The organism is Streptomyces sp. NPDC002896, from assembly GCF_040295225.1.
Lineage (GTDB): Bacteria > Actinomycetota > Actinomycetes > Streptomycetales > Streptomycetaceae > Streptomyces.
Genome location: NZ_JBEOVA010000003.1, coordinates 497672 through 513988, shown reverse-complemented (window position 1 = coordinate 513988; position 16317 = coordinate 497672). Strand labels below are relative to the sequence as shown.

The following is a 16317-nucleotide window of genomic DNA, read 5'->3' as shown; positions in this document are numbered from 1 at the left end:
CCGTGATGCCGCCGACCTCTGACGACTCTGTTCCGTCGCCTCGGGCTGCCCGTAGGCGGGCGTTGGGGCGGGGGCCGGGGGCGGCGCCGGGCGAGGCGCCGTTGGCGCCATCTGCGGAGGGTGCTGCTCCTCCTGCGGAGGGTGCTGCTCCTCCTGCGGAGGCTGCGCCGCCTTCGGCGGAGGGTCCGGCTGTAGCTGAGGTTGCTGGGTCCGGTGCGGACCGTGGGGGGGTGTGCCCACCCTCTCCCAAGCTCTCGGCCTCGCTCGAGCAGGGGGGACCCCCATCGCCCAGCGGAACGCCTGCCCACAACCCTGTGGCGGCGCCCGCCAACGAGCCGTCGGACGGGAAGTTCAAAGTTCGGCTGGCGAACTTTGAGGGGCCCTTTGATCTGCTTCTGCAGTTGATCGCCAAGCACAAGCTCGATGTCACCGAGGTCGCGTTGTCCAAGGTGACCGATGAGTTCATGGCGCACATCCGGGCCATGGGGCCGGACTGGGATCTCGACCAGACGACCGAGTTCCTCGTCGTTGCGGCCACGCTGCTCGATCTGAAGGCGGCGCGGCTGCTGCCCACCGCGGAGGTCGAGGACGAGGCCGATCTCGCGCTGCTCGAGGCACGTGACCTGCTGTTCGCGCGGCTGCTGCAGTACCGCGCGTACAAACGGATCGCGGACATCTTCAGCGGGCGCCTCGACGACGAGGCGCGGCGCTACCCGCGTACCGTCGGTCTCGAGCCGCACCACGCCGAGCTGCTGCCCGACGTCGTCATCAGCATCGGCGCCGAGGGCTTCGCCAAGCTCGCCGTGAAGGCGATGCAGCCCAAGCCCAAGCCGCAGGTGTACGTCGACCACATCCACGCCCCGCTGGTGAGCGTGCAGGAGCAGGCCGGGATCGTCGTGGCGCGGCTGCGGGAGCTCGGCGAGGCCAGCTTCCGCACCCTCGTGGAGGACACCGACGACACGCTCACCGTCGTCGCCCGCTTTCTGGCCCTGCTGGAGCTGTACCGGGAGAAGGCCGTGGCGCTGGAACAGGAGACCGCCCTCGGCGAGCTGCTGGTGCGCTGGACCGGTGGGGACGGCGACGAGCAGCCGAGGGTGACGGACGAGTTCGACCGACCACCCGAGGAACCCAAGGACGCGGAAGCCAAGGACGCGGAAGCCAAGGGCCGGGAAGCCGGAGACGCGGAAGCCAAGGAGGAGAAGGCGTGATCGAGGAGACGACCGAGAGCCCGGCCGGCCTGCGCACCGTCGCGGATCTCGACCTCAAGCCCGCCCTCGAGGCCGTCCTCATGGTCGTCGACGAGCCCGCGACCGAGGAGCACCTGGCCAAGATCCTGGAGCGGCCCCGGCGGGCGGTCGCCGACGCACTGCGCGAGCTGGCCGACGAGTACACCGTGCAGGGACGCGGCTTCGAGCTGCGGCTCGTGGCCGGCGGCTGGCGTTTCTACACGCGCCCCGAGTACGCCGCGGCCGTCGAGGGCTTCGTCCTGGATGGCCAGCAGGCGCGCCTCACGCAGGCCGCGCTGGAGACGCTCGCCGTCGTCGCGTACCGCCAGCCGGTCAGCCGTTCCCGGGTCTCCGCGGTGCGCGGAGTGAACTGTGACGGTGTGATGCGGACCCTGCTCCAGCGCGGTCTCGTGGAGGAGGCGGGCGCGGAACCCGAAACAGGTGCGATCCTGTACAGGACGACGAACTACTTTCTGGAGCGGATGGGCCTGCGCGGCCTGGACGAGCTCCCGGAGCTCGCGCCCTTCCTCCCGGAGGCGGAGGCGATCGAGGCCGAGACGCAGGAAGGGGTTCCGTCATTCGATCCGGATGCACCGGATCCGGATTCAGACGCACGCGACACGACGACGACGGAACTTTGATGCGAAGCAGCGGCAGGAACAGCAGCGGACGCGGTAACTACCGGGGGGCCGGTAACGAGCGCGACGACAAGCAGAAGCGCGCGGGCCGCCCCCGTCCCGAGGAGCGCCGCTACGACGTGGGGGGTTCCGGCGGCGCGGGCGGCGACGGGCCCAAGAAGGGCCGGGGCGCGGCGGCCCGCGGAGGCGCCAAGGGCGGCCCCAAGCAGGGGCAGCCGCAGCGCGGCGGCCGTACGGCTCCGGCGCGCTCCCGCGAGTACGAGGCCCGTGCCGAGGAGCGGAACCGCGAGCGGTACGCGGGCAAGAAGGACATCAAGCTGCCCAAGACCTTCCCGGGCGCCGAGCAGGAGGGCGAGCGGCTTCAGAAGGTCCTCGCGCGGGCGGGCTACGGTTCGCGGCGCGCGTGCGAGGAGCTGATCGAGCAGGCGCGCGTCGAGGTCAACGGCGAGATCGTCCTCGAGCAGGGCCTGCGCGTCGACCCGGAGAACGATGAGATCAAGGTCGACGGGCTGACCGTGGCCACGCAGTCGTACCAGTTCTTCTCCCTCAACAAGCCGGCCGGCGTCGTGTCGACGATGGAGGACCCGGAGGGCCGCCAGTGCCTCGGGGACTACGTCACGAACCGCGAGACGCGCCTCTTCCACGTCGGGCGGCTCGACACGGAGACCGAGGGCGTCATCCTGCTCACCAACCACGGCGAGCTGGCCCACCGCCTCACGCACCCGAAGTACGGCGTGAAGAAGACCTACCTCGCGCACATCGTGGGTCCGATCCCGCGTGACCTGGGCAAGCAGCTCAAGGACGGCATCCAGCTGGAGGACGGGTACGCGCGCGCGGACCACTTCCGCGTCGTCGAGCAGACCGGCAAGAACTACCTGGTCGAGGTGACCCTCCACGAGGGCCGCAAGCACATCGTGCGCCGCATGCTCGCCGAGGCGGGCTTCCCCGTCGACAAGCTCGTCCGCGTGTCCTTCGGGCCCATCACGCTGGGCGACCAGAAGTCGGGCTGGCTGCGGCGCCTGTCGAACACCGAGGTCGGCATGCTGATGAAGGAAGTCGACCTGTAGATCCTCCACGTTCGGTCATGTGGCGGCTGGTTCCCGTAGCGACGGGAGCCAGCCGCCTTCTTGTGCCTGCACACCCCGCTGTTTATAGTCGTTACGACTATTAAAGGGGTGGGCGGGTGATGCGGGGCTACGACAAACACGCCTTCGAGCCCTTCGCCGTCACCGTCGACCTCGCCGTGCTCACCGTCTGCGCGGGTGAGCTCCAAGTGCTGCTCGTCGAGCGCGGGCAGGCGCCGTACGCGGGCCGGTGGGCGCTGCCCGGCGGCTTCGTCCTGCCCCATGAGGCCGCAGAGACGGCCGCCCGGCGCGAGCTCGCCGAGGAGACCGGGCTCGCGGACGCGTCCGGGCTCCACCTGGAGCAGCTGCGTACGTACAGCGAGCCCGACCGCGACCCCCGGATGCGCGTCGTCTCCGTCGCATACACCGCGCTCGTGCCCGACGTGCCGGAGCCGCGCGGCGGCGGCGACGCGGCACAGGCCCGGTGGCTGCCCTACGGCGGCGCGGGGCCACTCGCCTTCGACCACGACCGGATCCTCGCCGACGCCCGCGAGCGCGTCGGCGCCAAGCTCGAGTACACCTGCCTCGCCACGTCGTTCTGCCCGCCCGAGTTCACACTCGGCGAGTTGCAGCAGATCTACGAGACGGTCTGGGGCACCGCGCTCGACCGGCCCAACTTCCGGCGCAAGGTCCTTGCCACACCCGGCTTCGTGGAGCCGGTCCCCGGTGCCGCACGGCTGACCGGAGGCCGCGGCAAACCCGCCGCCCTCTACCGCGCCGGCACCGCCACCACGCTGCACCCACCGCTGCTGCGACCGGAAGGACGACCGTCATGACCTCAGCCACGCCCTCGGTACGGAGGACCGGCATGAAGCGCGCCGCCACCGGCTCCCTCATCGGGCTCGCCCTCGGGGACGCGCTCGGCTTCCCGACGGAGTTCAACGACGTACCGTCGATCCTCGCCAAGTGCGGCCCGTGGCGTGGGATGGAACTCCCGAAGCCCGCGATCGTCACCGACGACACCCAGATGACGCTGGCCCTCGGGCGCGGCCTGCGCACCGCCATGGACCGCGGCCCGCTCGCTCCGCAGCGGATGGAGCGGCCGGTGCGCGAGGAATTCGTGGACTGGTACCGGTCGCCGGAGAACAACCGCGCCCCGGGCAACACGTGCCTGGTCGCCTGCGGCCTGCTGGGGGCGGACGACCGTATCTGGCAAGAGGCGAGCCAGATCCACTCCAAGGGCTGCGGCGCCAACATGCGGGTCGCGCCCATCGGGCTCATACCGGGGCTCAGCGACGAACAGCGCGCGGGCGCCGCCCAGTTGCAGTCGGCTCTCACCCACGGCCACCCCACCGCGCTCGCCGCGTCCGACCTCACCGCGCACGCCGTGCGGCTGCTGGCTCAGGGCGCCGAGCCGACGGGCCTGGTCGGGCTGCTGCGTTCGTACGCGTACGAGAACCGCACCCGCTACCACGAGCGCTGGCTCGGCGGGCTGTGGACCCGGAGCCAGGACCCGAGCCCCGAGCACTTCATCGCGCGCGGCTGGGACGAGTGCCTGGCGGCCCTGGAGCGTCTGCAGCACGCCCTGCGTACCGCCTCGCCCGAGACCGACCCGTGCCTGGCCACCGGCGAGGGCTGGATCGCCGAAGAGGCGCTCGCCACCGGCCTGCTGTGCTTCCTGCTCTTCGTCGACGAGCCGGTCACCGCCCTGCGCCGGGCCGCCTGCACGTCCGGCGACTCGGACTCGATCGCCTGCCTGGCGGGGGCGTTCGCGGGCGCGCATCTGGGCGCCGACGCCTGGCCCCGGGAGTGGGCGGACCGGATCGAGTACCGGAGCGAGTTGGTGACGCTGGGGGCGCTCTGGGATGCCTGATGTCCGTTAGCGCTGTGGGACACCCCGATGGCGCCCCACGCCCTGCACGAACTCGTCGCCCGGGTCCGACCGGAGTGCTGAAGTGCGGCGCACGCGTATCAGGAAGTCCTCGACACGTGCCCGGTCCGGCTCAGGCGGGAGCGGGCTGCGGGCGGCCGCCTCGTCCGCCTCGGACGCCAGGCGGGCCATGCTGGACTCGACCCGCGGCCAGGGGACCTCGCCGCGCTTCACCGCGAGCAGCGGCTCGCGCTCGTCGCCGACATCGATCGTCAGCTCGCCCGTGCGGAGGAGGTCGCGGCAGCTCGTCAGCAGCCGGAGGAGATGCATGGCGTGCTTCCAGCGGGGCGCGCCGTGCTGTCGTATGTCCGCCTCCAGCTTCCTGCGCTGGGCGACCGCATAACCGGTGAATGTCTCATGAGCCCGGCGGGACAGGAACGCGCCGCGTAGGGCCAGGAGCTCGCGGCCGGTCTCGTCCACGTACTCGACGAGCGGGGAGTGCAGGCACTCCAGGATGTTGGGATTGGCGCGCAGCGCCAGCTCGCAGAAGCGCTCCAGCTCCCACGAGAACTGTTCCTCCGCGGGGCCGTCGACATGGGTCGGCGGCTTCTCGAAACGCCAGAACAGCCGCGTCGGTGCCAGGAAGACGCCACGGCGGTCGGTGTCGCTGCCGTCCGTGGCGAGCCCGAAGGCGCGCGAACCCATCACACAGGCGTAGACCGTGTGATGGCGTACGAGGTCCTCGGGGAGCATGCGGGGAGCGTACGCGCGCGGCTGTGCGAGGCGGATCGGATTTTCCTTCCAGGGTGATCATTCGCGCGGCACCCGTCTCGGCACGCGGGCGCCGCGCACGCGCGCGTGCGGTGCTGACTAGGCTGGCGGCACCAGCATGCAGACGCATGCAGCAGGCATGCAGTACGTACGCGAACAAGGAGCAACACCGTGGCGGTACGAGCGGTCCGGGGCGCCGTCCAACTCGAGCGGGACGAGGCCGGCCACATGGACGAGCAGGTCAGCGAGCTGCTCACCGCCATCCTGGAGCGGAACGAACTGACCGCCGACGACCTGATCAGCGTCTGGTTCACGGCCACCCCGGATCTGCACAGCGACTTCCCGGCGGCCGCCGCCCGCAAGCTGGGCATCGTGGACGTGCCGCTGATCTGCGCGCAGGAGCTCGACATCGACGGGGCCATGCCCCGCGTCGTCCGTGTCCTCGCACACATCGAGTCCGACAAGCCCCGGTCCGAGATCGCGCACGTCTACCTCGGCGCCGCGGCCGCACTCCGCAAGGACATCGCCCAGTGAGAACCGCCCTCGTCATCGGAACCGGCCTGATCGGCACCTCCGCCGCCCTCGCGCTCTCGGGCCGCGGCGTCACCGTCCACCTCGCCGACCACGACCCGGAGCAGGCCCACACCGCCGCCGCGCTGGGCGCCGGCACGGACGATGCGCCCGAGGGCCCCGTCGACCTCGCGATCGTGGCCGTACCGCCCGCGCACGTCGCCGCGACGCTCGCCGACGCGATGCGCAGGGGCGCGGCCCGCGGCTACCTCGACGTGGCCAGCGTCAAGGGCGGCCCGCGCCGCGACCTGGAGGCGCTGGGCCTGGACCTGTCCGCGTACATCGGTACGCACCCCATGTCCGGTCGGGAGAAGTCCGGGCCGCTCGCCGCCACCGGGGACCTCTTCGAGGGGCGCCCGTGGGTCCTCACGCCGACCCGCGAGACGGACACCGAGGTGCTCAACCTCGCTCTGGAGCTGGTCGCGCTCTGCCGCGCCGTCCCGGTGGTGATGGACGCCGACTCCCACGACCGCGCTGTTGCGCTCGTCTCGCACATGCCCCATCTCGTGTCCAGCATGGTCGCGGCCCGCCTGGAGCACGCCGAGGAGACCGCGGTACGCCTGTGCGGCCAGGGAATCCGCGACGTCACGCGCATCGCCGCCTCCGACCCCCGGATGTGGATCGACATCCTTTCCGCGAACCCCGGGCCGGTCGCCGACCTGCTCGCGGACGTCGCCACCGATCTCGACGAGACGGTGCAGGCGCTGCGCGCGCTCCAGTCCTCGGACGAGGCCAAGCGCCGCGAGGGCGTCACGGGCATCCAGGGCATGCTGCGCCGCGGCAACAGCGGCCAGATCCGCGTCCCCGGCAAGCACGGCGCCGCCCCGGCCCAGTACGAGAGCGTCGTCGTCCTCATCAACGACCAGCCGGGGCAGCTGGCCCGGATCTTCGCGGACGCGGGGATGGCCGGGGTCAACATCGAGGACGTGCGGATCGAGCACGCGACGGGCCAGCAGGCGGGACTGGTGGAGCTGATGGTGGAGCCGAAGGCGGCGCCGGTGCTGACCGCTGCGCTGCGGGAAAGGGGCTGGGCGATCCGCCAGTAGCGGCTCGCCCCTGGCGGCCTGGCGGCCTGCGGCCGTGGCGTTGCCGACGCAGAGGGGTGCCGCTGTGCCCACCCTCCCCCAAGCTCTCGGCTTCGCTCGAGCAGGGGGGACCCCCATCGCCCCAGCGGCACGATTGCCCACAGCGGTGGCCCGCCCCGCAGGGGTGACCGGGCTCCCAGGGCGGTCCGTAATACGGGGTCCGGGGAGCCAGTAACCTTGTGCGGGGCGCGGTCGTGTCCCGTGCCTGCCCACCACCCCGTACCAGGAAGGTGTCCTTCGCCGTGGAAACCGCCGCCCGGACTGCCCAGGCCGTGATCGTCGCCATCGACGGGCCCTCCGGCACGGGCAAGTCGAGCACGTCCAAAGCCGTCGCCGCGCAGCTCGGCCTCAGCTATCTGGACACCGGCGCCCAGTACCGGGCGATCACCTGGTGGATGGTGAACAACGGGATCGACATCACCGACCCCGGCGCGATAGCCGCCGCGGCCGGCAAGCCCGAGATCATCTCGGGTACGGATCCGTCCGCGCCGTCGATCTCCGTCGACGGCACCGACGTCGCCGGCCCGATCCGCACCCAGGAGGTCACCTCCAAGGTGAGCGCGGTCAGCGCGGTTCCGGAGGTCCGCGCCCGCATCACCGAGCTGCAGCGGTCCATCGCCGCAGCGGCCGAGAACGGCATCGTCGTGGAGGGCCGCGACATCGGCACGACCGTGCTGCCCGACGCGGACCTCAAGGTCTTCCTCACCGCCTCCGCCGAGGCACGTGCCGCCCGCCGCAACGGCGAGCTCAAGGGCAAGGAGTCCGCCGACCTCGCCGCCACCAAGGCGGCGCTGATCAAGCGGGACGCGGCCGACTCCAGCCGCAAGACCTCGCCGCTCGCCAAGTCCGACGACGCGATCGAGGTGGACACCTCCGACCTCACGCTGCAGCAGGTCATCGAGTGCGTCGTCACCCTCGTCGAGGAGAAGCGGGCCGGGAAGTGACCACCGCGGTGAGCGGGACGCCGTCCCGGCAGGGCGCCGAGGTCGGGCGCCGCATCGGCGTCGGACTCATGTACGGCCTGTGGAAGCCGCGCGTCCTGGGCGCCTGGAAGGTCCCCGCGACCGGCCCGGCGATCCTGGCCGTGAACCACTCCCACAACATCGACGGGCCGATGGTCATGGGCGTCGCGCCCCGGCCCACGCACTTCCTGATCAAGAAAGAGGCGTTCGTCGGCCCGCTCGACCCGTTCCTGCGCGGAATCGGCCAGCTGAAGGTGGACCGCACGAGCGCCGACCGCACCGCGATCACCCAGGCCCTCGGAGTCCTGGAGTCCGGCGGCGTCCTCGGCATCTTCCCGGAGGGCACCCGGGGCGACGGTGACTTCGCCTCGCTCCGCGCCGGCCTGGCGTACTTCGCGGTGCGCAGCGGAGCGCCGATCGTGCCGGTCGCGGTGCTGGGAAGCGACGAGCGGCGCGGACGGTTGATACGAGGGCTGCCGCCGCTGCGCAGTCGCGTCGACGTCGTCTTCGGCGACCCGTTCGAGGCGGGCGACGGCAGCGGGCGGCGTACGCGCAAGGCGCTCGACGAGGCGACTGTGCGCATCCAGGGACAGCTCACAGCCCACTTGGAAAACGCCAGGCGTCTGACCGGACGCCGGGCGACACTTGAGTAGTGGATCAGCCCGGGGAATCGAGCAGTCGATCACCCGGTGACTCCACCGATCACCACGATGAACGACGAGGTACGGACTTCATGAACGACCAGATCCAGCCCGAGGGCTCGGCGGAGCACGAGCACGGGGCGCTTGGCGACGCCGAGTACGCGGAGTTCATGGAGCTCGCCGCGGAAGAGGGCTTCGACATCGAGGATGTCGAGGGCGCGATCGAGGCGGCCGGTCATGGCCCGCTGCCGGTCCTGGCCGTCATCGGCCGCCCGAATGTCGGCAAGTCGACCCTGGTGAACCGCATCATCGGCCGCCGTGAGGCGGTCGTCGAGGACAAGCCGGGCGTCACGCGGGACCGTGTGACGTACGAGGCGGAGTGGGCGGGCCGCCGCTTCAAGGTCGTCGACACCGGCGGCTGGGAGCAGGACGTCCTCGGCATCGACGCATCCGTCGCCGCGCAGGCCGAGTACGCGATCGACGCGGCCGACGCGGTCGTCTTCGTCGTCGACTCGACGGTCGGCGCCACGGACACCGACGAGGCTGTCGTACGGTTGCTGCGCAAGGCGGGCAAGCCCGTCGTGCTCTGCGCCAACAAGGTCGACGGCCCGAGTGGCGAGGCCGACGCGGCGATGCTGTGGTCGCTCGGCCTCGGCGAGCCGCACCCTGTCTCCGCGCTGCACGGCCGCGGCACCGGCGACATGCTGGACGCCGTCCTGGAGGCGCTGCCCGAGGCCCCGGCTCAGACCTTCGGCACCGCGGTCGGCGGCCCCCGCCGTATCGCGCTCATCGGCCGCCCGAACGTCGGCAAGTCCTCGCTGCTCAACAAGGTCGCGAGGGAAGAGCGCGTGGTCGTCAACGAGCTCGCAGGCACCACCCGCGACCCGGTCGACGAGATGATCGAACTCGGCGGCAAGACCTGGAAGTTCGTCGACACCGCGGGCATCCGCAAGCGCGTGCACCTCCAGCAGGGCGCCGACTACTACGCCTCGCTGCGCACCGCCGCGGCCGTCGAGAAGGCCGAGGTCGCCGTCGTCCTCATCGACGCGGCCGACACCATCAGCGTCCAGGACCAGCGCATCGTCACGATGGCCGTCGAAGCGGGCCGCGCGCTCGTCCTTGCGTACAACAAGTGGGACACCCTCGACGAGGAGCGCCGCTACTACCTGGAGCGGGAGATCGAGACCGAGCTCGGACAGGTCGCCTGGGCACCGCGGGTCAACGTCTCGGCGCTCACCGGCCGCCACATGGAGAAGCTCGTCCCGGCGATCGAGACGGCCCTTGAGGGCTGGGAGACCCGCGTCCCGACGGGCCGGCTGAACGCCTTCCTCGGCGAGCTGGTCGCCTCCCACCCGCACCCGGTCCGCGGTGGCAAGCAGCCGCGCATCCTGTTCGGTACGCAGGCCGGGACCAAGCCGCCGCGGTTCGTGCTCTTCGCCTCCGGCTTCATCGAGCACGGCTACCGGCGCTTCGTGGAGCGCCGGCTGCGTGAGGAGTTCGGGTTCGAGGGGACGCCGATCCACATCTCCGTGCGGGTGCGGGAGAAGCGCGGCAGGAAGAAGTAGGCGCGATCAGCGCTCTCTGCGCGGAGCGGGCGGCAGCGCGGCCGGGAAGAGACTCCCGAAGCCGTGCTGCCGCCCGACTGCTTGCCAGACGCCGGTCGTCGGGCTGGTCGGTCCGGCGTGGCCGCCGGCGCCCCGGGTGTCGTGGCGCCCTGCGCCCGCGCCCGTCCCGAAACCGGTGAACACCAGGTTCTCCTCGCCGCTCCGGTCGCCCGGCAGTGTCCTGAAGGACCTGCGGTACTCGGCGTACAGCGTGTCGTAGATCGGCGTGGCCGAGTGGCTGACCGTCGCGTCCTGCGGAGGGCGCATGGACGGGATGGTGTGGTACGGCTGGCGGGAGGGGTTGTAAGTGTGCACGTACGTGCCAACGACTCCCTAGCCGCACAGATACTGCCTTTTATGCCCGGACCGGGGCGGATCGGGCGGATTCGTCAGGTGCCTGCAAGCGGCATCGCGGCCGCCACCAGTCTGCCCGTGGCCGCGGCACGGTCCAGGGCCTCGCGCATCAGGTCCTCGCGGGGCTGGCGGCCGATCGTGCCGACCGGGGCTGCGAAGACCAGCACCTGCTGGAGCTTGTTGGCCGCCGTCCGCCAGCCGTCCGTGACCTGGAGCGGCTGGTGCGCCTGCCACCAGGCGACGGGGGAGCCGCCGCCGGTGCCCGGCTGGAGCACGGCGTGCAGCTGGCCCATGGCGAGCAGCACCGACCAGCCGTGCTGCACGGGCGGCATGCTGTTCACGTCGGAGACCGGCATGAAGCCCTGCTCGATCAGCAGCGGCAGGAAGTCGTCGCCGCCCCCCGTCGCGCCGGGCCGGGCGATGGGGCCGGTCGGCTCGACGACGAGCGCCGGGTGGAGCTCGCCCTCGATGAGGACCAGGCCGCTGGTAACACCCAGGACGGCCGGCTCGGCCACGGACTGGGGGGCGAGGGGGTCGTCGCCGGTGGTGATCGAGCGCACGGCGCCCTGCAGCTGCTCCTCGCTCACCTGCACGACCTGGGACGGCAGGCAGGTGGCGTGAGCGAAGGCGAGCACGGCGGTCTCCTCGCCGACGAACAGGACGGTGCTGGTGCGTTCCTGCTCCGAGTTGCCCGGGGTGCGGCAGGACGTGCAGTCGTAACTGCCCGGGGTGTTCTCTCCGGCGAGCAGCCGGTTGGCTTCTTCGTCGCCGATCTCGGCGCGTACGTCGTCGCTGACGTCGAGCATGCGCGGCACGGGTGGCTCCTCGGAATTCGCTTGGTACGGACACCGGGCGCTTCCCGGCTCGGGCCGGGCGGTTCCCGGCTCATGAAGGAACAACGGACGATCTGTGGCCGGAGTCACGCACGGACCTGAACGGAATCGAACCATCCGAAGCGCAGCGTGACGCGACGCCCGGAATCGGTCACTCCATGCCAACTGCCGGAATCGGCAAGGGAGTTGGATCGGTGAAGTGAGTCACAGATTCTCGTGGCGCGTGGTCGACAAATCCGGAAATCAGCGAATGAAGTGGGTGGCTGAAAAACGTTGATACCGCCGGTAATGGGCAACTGACCTCGAACAATAAGGAGTTGGTTGATGTCGGGGCGAACGGCTGCCTAGATTCCTCCGCCGTGTGCATCGAGCACCGCTCGGGTACGTCCACCGGCCGCACCAGCCAGATCGCAGTACGGCCGCCGGCGGACGAGGCGGAGCGGCACAGCCCGGCGCCGTATGCGCCGGGCCGCCGCGACGCCTTGGGGGAGCCCGGGTCCGCAGAGAGGGATCTTCATGTCCGCACGTCCCGAGTCCACCCGCACGACGGCAGTACTCGCCGGGGCCGCCCTGCTCGCCCCGCTGGCACTGCTCGCCGCCGCCACAGGCACCGCCCAGGCGGCGGACAGCGGAGTGTGGGACCGCATCGCCCAGTGCGAGAGCGGCGGGAACTGGCACATCAACACCGGCAACGGTTACTACGGCGGACTGCAGTTCTCCGCCGGCACCTGGCGCGCATACGGTGGTGGCGCCTATGGGGCCACCGCCGACAAGGCGTCCAAGGCGCAGCAGATCGCTGTCGCCACGAAGGTCCAGCAGGCACAGGGGTGGGGCGCCTGGCCCACCTGCTCGGCGCGTGCCGGGGCGACGGGCAGCGCGCCCGCTGCATCGACCCCCACCACCAAGGCAGCGCCCTCGAAGCAGCCGTCGAAGGCGCCGGCTCGCTCCTCTGAACACGCGGACCGGGGCTCCGGACGCGCGGACTACACCGTGAAGCGCGGCGACACCCTGAGCTCCATCGCCGCGAAGCACGACACGTCCTGGCGTGCGGTCTACGCCGCCAACAAGGCGGTCATCGGAGACGATCCGAACCTGATCGTGCCGGGCCAGAAGCTCGACCTCTGAGCCCTTCGCGTGGACGCACGCGCGCGTGGCCCCGCTTGGCCCTCCGGCCCGGCGGGGCCGTTTGCTGGGATCGCCACGATCGACACAAGTGCCGTGCCCCGCTGTTGAGTTGCGCTTCACCAGCACGTATTTCAGAAGTCGCCGAATAGTTCCCCGATCCGGCTACCGATGGCGCAACTGTTCGGGCACAAGATGATGATGGTGCCCAACCCATGCACCGCACCCCGGGTCTAACCCTGCGGTAGGCGGACGAGACGGGACTGTCCGCGAGGAAGCGTGGGATACGGGGCCGTATGCACATCTCTTTCCTGATTCACAACGCCTACGGAATCGGAGGGACGATCCGGACGACGTACAATCTCGCGGGCGCCCTCGCCCAGCAGCACGACGTGGAGATCGTCTCCGTCTTCCGTCACCGCGACGAGCCGGTCTTCACTCCCGGAGAGGGCGTCCGGGTCCGTCATCTCGTCGACCTCCGCGAGGACGCCCCGGGATACGACGGCGACGACCCCGAGCATGCGCGTCCGTCGCGCAGGTTCCCGCGTGCGGAGGGCCGTTACGAGCAGTACAGCGCCCTCACCGACCGGCGCATCGCCGGCCATCTCGCCACGCTCGAGTCCGATGTGGTCATCGGTACCAGGCCCGGGCTGAATGTGCACCTCGCCCTGGAGACCAGGCGCGGTCCCGTACGGGCGGGTCAGGAACACCTCACGCTCGACAGCCACTCGACGGCCCTCCGCACGCAACTGCGCGGGGTGTACCCGCGGCTCGACGCGCTGACGACGACCACGGAGGCGGACGCCGGTGCGTACCGCGGGAAGATGCGGCTGCCCGGAGTGCGCATCCAGGCCGTGCCGAACCCCGTGCCGGAGCCCGGCATAGAGCCCGCGGACGGCTCGCACAAATGGGTCGTCGCAGCCGGCCGGCTCGTCCCCGTCAAACGGTACGACCTGCTGATCAGGGCCTTCGACAAGGTGCGCGCCCAACGGCCCGACTGGCGCCTCAGGATCTACGGCGGCGGCAAGGAGAAGGAGGTGCTGCGGGCCCTGATAGACGAACTCGGTCTCTACAACCACGTCTATCTGATGGGTCCCGCCACGCCTATCGAGCCGGAGTGGGCCAAGGGCTCCATCGCCGCCGTCACCTCCAGCCTCGAGTCCTTCGGCATGACCATCGTCGAGGCGATGCGCTGCGGCCTGCCCGTGGTCTCCACGGACTGCCCGCACGGGCCGGGCGAGATCATCGCCAACGGAGTGGACGGACGGCTCGTCGAGGTCGGCAACGCCGACGCCATCGCAGAAGGCCTCCTCGAACTGATCAACAACGACGCACTGCGCCGTCAGATGGCCCATGCCGCGCTCGAGGACTCGCAGCGCTTCGACCCGGACCGGATCGCTGAGCGGTACGAGTCGATGTTCTCGGCGCTCGTCGCACGCGGCGGCGGCGCCGGCCGGACGGGCCGGATGCGCGGCTCCATGCACCGTGCCCGCGGAGCGCTGCTCGGTGGTGCGTACGCCGTTCGGGACGCCGGACGTACGGCGCTGAAGAAGGGGCGCCCGGCATGACCGGCATGGACGGGACCACGACTGAGGCACCGAAGAGAGGGCACGCCGTATGACCACCCTGGCACCGACCCCCGCCGGGGACCGACACTCCGAGGCGGACGACGTCACTGTGGCCCGCGCCGACTGCCAGGCCGACTCCGCGGGCGGACTGACCTTCGACATCAGCGACCCCGGCATGCCGGGCCCGGCCCATCTGGTGCTGCGGCGCCGGGACTCCGGGCATCCCGCCGAGGAGGTGCGGCTGCCACTGACCCCGGCGGCGGACGGCCGGCTGCGGGCCGCCCTGCCCAGCAGCGTCCGGCTGGCGGAGGGTCGCTGGGACGTCTACGCACAGCACGCGGACGAGGAGCCGCAGCGCCTGGCGCCCGGCGTCAACGACCTGCGCTCGCTCGTCGACCGTGTCCTCGACGGCACCGGCGAACACATCGCCGTGCGCATCCCCTACGCGACGAAGCACGGCAACCTCACCGTGCGCAGCTGGCTGCGCTCCCCGCACGCCGAAGCGGGCGAGATCCTCATCAGCGAGGCGTCGATCGGCATCCGGGGCCGCGTATACGGGACACCGCTCACCGCGGAGGCATACGCCGAGGCGGTCCCGCGCACCGAGACCGACCGTATCCAGCGGTCCCAGGTCACCACCGATGGAGCGGATTTCACCGTCATCCTCCACCACGGACTGCTGGCCGGCACCGGCCCCGGCCGGTTGAACCTGTGGCTGCGCCCGGCCGGTGAGAGCGGTCCGCGTGTACGGATCGCGCGGCTGCTGGACGACGTGCCGGACAAGAAGGCGATCTTCACTTACCCGTTCGTGCGCACCGATACGGAGTACGGGCCGGTCGAGACCGGCCCGTACTACACCTTGGACAACGATCTGTCGGTGCGCGTGCGGGCGGCCGGACCCGGCAAGGACGGCTGAGAGCCTTTGCGGACAGCGGCTGTCCGCAAGGGCTGGCAGACTCGGACCCATGCTGGAGACCTCGGCACGACTGCTGCGTCTGCTCTCCCTCCTGCAGACCCACCGCGAATGGTCAGGCGCCGACCTGGCCGAGCGCCTCCGTGTCACGCCCCGCACGGTCCGCCGGGACGTGGACCGGCTGCGCGAACTCGGCTATCCCGTCAACGCGAGCCGCGGCACCGGCGGCGGCTACCAGCTCGGCGCGGGCGCCGAACTGCCGCCGCTGCTCCTCGACGACGACGAGGCCGTGGCCGTCGCGGTGGGCCTGCGCACCGCCGCCGGACACGGCGTCGAGGGCATCGGCGAGACCTCCGTACGCGCCCTGGCCAAGCTCGAACAGGTGCTGCCCAGCCGGCTGCGCCGCCGTGTCGGCGCCCTCAACGCCTTCACCGTGCCCATGCTGCGCGGGCCCGGGGCCTCCGCCGTGGACCCGTCGCTCCTCACCGAACTGGCGGCTGTCTGCCGCGACTCCGAGCTGCTGCGCTTCGAGTACCGCGACCACGGCGGCTCTTTGTCCCGTCGTACCGTCGAACCGCACCGCCTGGTGTGCACCGAGCGCCTCTGGTACCTGGTGGCCTGGGACCTGGACCGCGACGACTGGCGCACGTTCCGCGTGGACCGGATCACGCCCAAGCCACCGCACGGACCGCGCTTTGAACCGCGCACCCCGCCCGCCGCGGACCTCGCCGCCTATGTCTCCCAGGGTGTCTCCACGCGCGCGTACGCAGCGCAGGCCGTCATCAGACTGCTGGTACCGGTCGAGGAGGCCGGCCGGCGTATCTCACCGTCGGCCGGTGTGCTGGAGGCCGAGAGCGAGGGCACCTGCCTGCTGCGCACCGGGGCCGCGAGCCTCGACGTGATGGTGGTGCATGTGATGATGCTGGGCTTCGACTTCGAGGCCGTCGAACCGGCCGAACTCACCGACCACATCAGGACGGTCCGCGACCGCCTCGACCGGGCTCTGCAACGGCCGGGCTCTCCAGCCGGACCGCCGCATACTCGGGATGGTGAAGATCGAAGGCAGGGGACTCCGAGCGGATCCGGGGGAGAGTGA

Annotated in this window: 17 protein-coding genes; 14 read left to right on the top strand and 3 right to left on the bottom strand. The window is 71.2% G+C overall.

Features of this window, described 5'->3' with window-relative positions; all coding sequences use genetic code 11:
• Positions 1-5: 5 nt before the first annotated feature.
• The 5 genes from ABT009_RS06955 to ABT009_RS06935 all read left to right on the top strand — a co-directional run bounded on the left by ABT009_RS06955 (position 6) and on the right by ABT009_RS06935 (position 4801).
• On the top strand, positions 6-1208 hold the full coding sequence (locus tag ABT009_RS06955; RefSeq protein ID WP_351290356.1) for a segregation and condensation protein A: 1203 nt from the start codon (positions 6-8) through the stop codon (positions 1206-1208).
• Entirely contained in the window at positions 1205-1867 is a 663-nt protein-coding gene (gene scpB / locus ABT009_RS06950; protein WP_351290354.1) for an SMC-Scp complex subunit ScpB, read from the top strand. The genes ABT009_RS06955 and scpB overlap by 4 nt, the downstream gene beginning before the upstream one ends.
• Positions 1867-2931, top strand: a complete 1065-nt coding sequence (locus ABT009_RS06945) for a pseudouridine synthase (RefSeq protein WP_351290352.1) — start codon at positions 1867-1869, stop codon at positions 2929-2931. The genes scpB and ABT009_RS06945 overlap by 1 nt, the downstream gene beginning before the upstream one ends.
• 119 nt (positions 2932-3050) lie before the next feature.
• Positions 3051-3764 carry an NUDIX hydrolase gene (locus ABT009_RS06940; RefSeq protein ID WP_351290350.1) on the top strand — a complete coding sequence of 238 codons (714 nt, stop codon included), beginning with the start codon at positions 3051-3053 and terminating at the stop codon, positions 3762-3764.
• Complete coding sequence (locus ABT009_RS06935; protein WP_351290348.1) at positions 3761-4801, top strand: ADP-ribosylglycohydrolase family protein; 1041 nt, start codon at positions 3761-3763, stop codon at positions 4799-4801. Before ABT009_RS06940 ends, ABT009_RS06935 begins: the two co-directional genes overlap by 4 nt.
• A 6-nt stretch (positions 4802-4807) precedes the next feature.
• Here the strand turns inward: ABT009_RS06935 and ABT009_RS06930 are convergent, their stop codons facing one another.
• A complete protein-coding gene (locus ABT009_RS06930) occupies positions 4808-5551 on the bottom strand; it encodes a nucleotidyltransferase domain-containing protein (protein WP_351290346.1) in 744 nt (247 codons plus the stop codon).
• 189 nt (positions 5552-5740) lie between these two features.
• Here ABT009_RS06930 and aroH point away from each other — a divergent pair, with 189 nt between their 5' ends.
• The 5 genes from aroH to der all read left to right on the top strand — a co-directional run bounded on the left by aroH (position 5741) and on the right by der (position 10392).
• Entirely contained in the window at positions 5741-6103 is a 363-nt protein-coding gene (gene aroH, locus ABT009_RS06925; RefSeq protein ID WP_351290344.1) for a chorismate mutase, read from the top strand.
• Positions 6100-7185: a prephenate dehydrogenase gene (locus ABT009_RS06920; RefSeq protein WP_351290342.1), complete on the top strand. Its 1086-nt coding sequence runs from the start codon at positions 6100-6102 to the stop codon at positions 7183-7185. The genes aroH and ABT009_RS06920 overlap by 4 nt, the downstream gene beginning before the upstream one ends.
• Before the next feature lie 281 nt (positions 7186-7466).
• Positions 7467-8168, top strand: coding sequence for a (d)CMP kinase (gene cmk, locus ABT009_RS06915; protein ID WP_351290340.1), 702 nt, complete (start codon positions 7467-7469; stop codon positions 8166-8168).
• On the top strand, positions 8126-8839 hold the full coding sequence (locus ABT009_RS06910) for a lysophospholipid acyltransferase family protein (protein WP_351290338.1): 714 nt from the start codon (positions 8126-8128) through the stop codon (positions 8837-8839). Before cmk ends, ABT009_RS06910 begins: the two co-directional genes overlap by 43 nt.
• Before the next feature lie 80 nt (positions 8840-8919).
• A complete protein-coding gene (gene der / locus ABT009_RS06905) occupies positions 8920-10392 on the top strand; it encodes a ribosome biogenesis GTPase Der (protein WP_351290336.1) in 1473 nt (490 codons plus the stop codon).
• Between the two features lie 6 nt (positions 10393-10398).
• Here the strand turns inward: der and ABT009_RS06900 are convergent, their stop codons facing one another.
• Both ABT009_RS06900 and ABT009_RS06895 read right to left on the bottom strand, forming a co-directional pair.
• Complete coding sequence (locus ABT009_RS06900; RefSeq protein WP_351290334.1) at positions 10399-10698, bottom strand: hypothetical protein; 300 nt, start codon at positions 10696-10698, stop codon at positions 10399-10401.
• A 122-nt stretch (positions 10699-10820) separates the two neighbouring features.
• The gene (locus ABT009_RS06895; RefSeq protein ID WP_351290332.1) at positions 10821-11600 is read right to left on the bottom strand and encodes a DUF8842 C-terminal domain-containing protein; all 780 of its coding nucleotides are present in this window, start codon (positions 11598-11600) and stop codon (positions 10821-10823) included.
• A gap of 534 nt (positions 11601-12134) precedes the next feature.
• On the opposite strand from ABT009_RS06895, the gene ABT009_RS06890 reads away from it, so the two are divergent.
• The 4 genes from ABT009_RS06890 (at position 12135) to ABT009_RS06875 (ending at position 16317) form a co-directional block, all read left to right on the top strand.
• Positions 12135-12743: a transglycosylase family protein gene (locus tag ABT009_RS06890; protein ID WP_351290330.1), complete on the top strand. Its 609-nt coding sequence runs from the start codon at positions 12135-12137 to the stop codon at positions 12741-12743.
• A 293-nt stretch (positions 12744-13036) separates the two neighbouring features.
• Entirely contained in the window at positions 13037-14308 is a 1272-nt protein-coding gene (locus ABT009_RS06885; RefSeq protein WP_351290328.1) for a glycosyltransferase family 4 protein, read from the top strand.
• Between the two features lie 49 nt (positions 14309-14357).
• Positions 14358-15224 (top strand): hypothetical protein, encoded by an 867-nt coding sequence (locus ABT009_RS06880; RefSeq protein ID WP_351290326.1) that lies wholly within the window; start codon positions 14358-14360, stop codon positions 15222-15224.
• 49 nt (positions 15225-15273) lie between these two features.
• Positions 15274-16317, top strand: a complete 1044-nt coding sequence (locus tag ABT009_RS06875; protein ID WP_351290324.1) for a helix-turn-helix transcriptional regulator — start codon at positions 15274-15276, stop codon at positions 16315-16317.

Excerpts from the sequence above, each read along its gene's own strand:
- ABT009_RS06955 (WP_351290356.1), top strand. The coding sequence starts at position 6 with ATGCCGCCGACCTCTGACGACTCTGTTCCGTCGCCTCGGGCTGCCCGT.
- ABT009_RS06945 (WP_351290352.1), top strand. The coding sequence starts at position 1,867 with ATGCGAAGCAGCGGCAGGAACAGCAGCGGACGCGGTAACTACCGGGGG.
- ABT009_RS06940 (WP_351290350.1), top strand. The coding sequence starts at position 3,051 with ATGCGGGGCTACGACAAACACGCCTTCGAGCCCTTCGCCGTCACCGTC.
- ABT009_RS06935 (WP_351290348.1), top strand. The coding sequence starts at position 3,761 with ATGACCTCAGCCACGCCCTCGGTACGGAGGACCGGCATGAAGCGCGCC.
- ABT009_RS06930 (WP_351290346.1), bottom strand. The coding sequence starts at position 5,551 with ATGCTCCCCGAGGACCTCGTACGCCATCACACGGTCTACGCCTGTGTG.
- der (WP_351290336.1), top strand. The coding sequence starts at position 8,920 with ATGAACGACCAGATCCAGCCCGAGGGCTCGGCGGAGCACGAGCACGGG.
- ABT009_RS06900 (WP_351290334.1), bottom strand. The coding sequence starts at position 10,698 with ATGCGCCCTCCGCAGGACGCGACGGTCAGCCACTCGGCCACGCCGATC.
- ABT009_RS06890 (WP_351290330.1), top strand. The coding sequence starts at position 12,135 with ATGTCCGCACGTCCCGAGTCCACCCGCACGACGGCAGTACTCGCCGGG.
- ABT009_RS06885 (WP_351290328.1), top strand. The coding sequence starts at position 13,037 with ATGCACATCTCTTTCCTGATTCACAACGCCTACGGAATCGGAGGGACG.
- ABT009_RS06880 (WP_351290326.1), top strand. The coding sequence starts at position 14,358 with ATGACCACCCTGGCACCGACCCCCGCCGGGGACCGACACTCCGAGGCG.
- ABT009_RS06875 (WP_351290324.1), top strand. The coding sequence starts at position 15,274 with ATGCTGGAGACCTCGGCACGACTGCTGCGTCTGCTCTCCCTCCTGCAG.